Below are 986 nucleotides of genomic sequence, written 5' to 3' on the forward strand. Positions count from 1 at the left end.
CTTTCCTGTAAAAACAAATTCTGGTAAATTATTTATATCTGTGAGCAGCATATTTCCTCCTGTGTCTTTGTTTTTTTGTTCAATTCTAAAGTACACTAAAGGAACGTGCTGTTCACAGTATTTTTTTAAAAAAATAATTTTCAGCATCTCAAAAACACATTTTGATTTTACGAAGTGTCAAACGGAAAATGAAGGATGCCCAAAATAGAATTGTTTCGATACAATAAAATCAATAGGTTATTTTTTGAAGTTTAAGCAATTTTAATCTTTTTTTGACATTGGCGAAGGTATTGTTTAATAAAATACTTTTAATTGTTGGCAAGGGTGATTGCAGATTTAGATATCTTATCTACTGCACCTGAACGATTCTATTTTAGTGGATTAGGAGATGTTATTTCCACGATAACCGCTTATTATGATTGGCAATATTAAGAAAGTCACGGGGTTGGTCATATAGACCATTATGCGCTATTAACAGCCAAAAAATCGGTGAATAGTGTGGTCAGATTACCTAAGCCCTATATACGTCAACTACCCCTCGGCTAAAGACCGAGGGGCTTGAAAAAGCCCCAAAGTTGACCAGTCTAAGTGCTTCGAGCACTACGTTAGATCGGAAACAGGTACCCTGGGGTGCTCGCCAGCCCCAGGTTCTACGGCAAGTGGTTAAACAGGTCTAAGGGGTTAAGCCGGTGCTGCTTGCGCCAAACCCGGTCATAACATTGACGCGGCAAACATTACCTTGGAAACAAGAGGATTTTAAAATTGAGCGTATTTGTTCTGGATACAAACAAAAAGCCGCAAAATCCGGTACATCATTCAGGCAATTTCAATGGAGTTGGTTCGGTTTGACATGCAGAAGATACAGAATCCTGAAATATCCGGTGTCGCGTATCAGCAGGGGGAACTCATGGGGTATGAGGTACGGGAATACCTTCTGGAAAAATGGGACAGAACGTGTGCCTATTGCGGAAAAACAGATATCCCAT

Annotated in this window: 1 protein-coding gene; it reads left to right on the top strand. The window is 39.4% G+C overall.

The window, feature by feature from the left end:
- Positions 1-772 precede the first annotated feature (772 nt).
- A partial coding sequence (locus HXW94_RS20535; protein WP_425484232.1) for an RRXRR domain-containing protein occupies positions 773-986 on the top strand: 214 nt, incomplete at its 3' end.

Source organism: Desulfobacter latus, from assembly GCF_013389365.1.
In the GTDB taxonomy this organism is placed as follows: Bacteria; Desulfobacterota; Desulfobacteria; order Desulfobacterales; family Desulfobacteraceae; genus Desulfobacter; species Desulfobacter latus.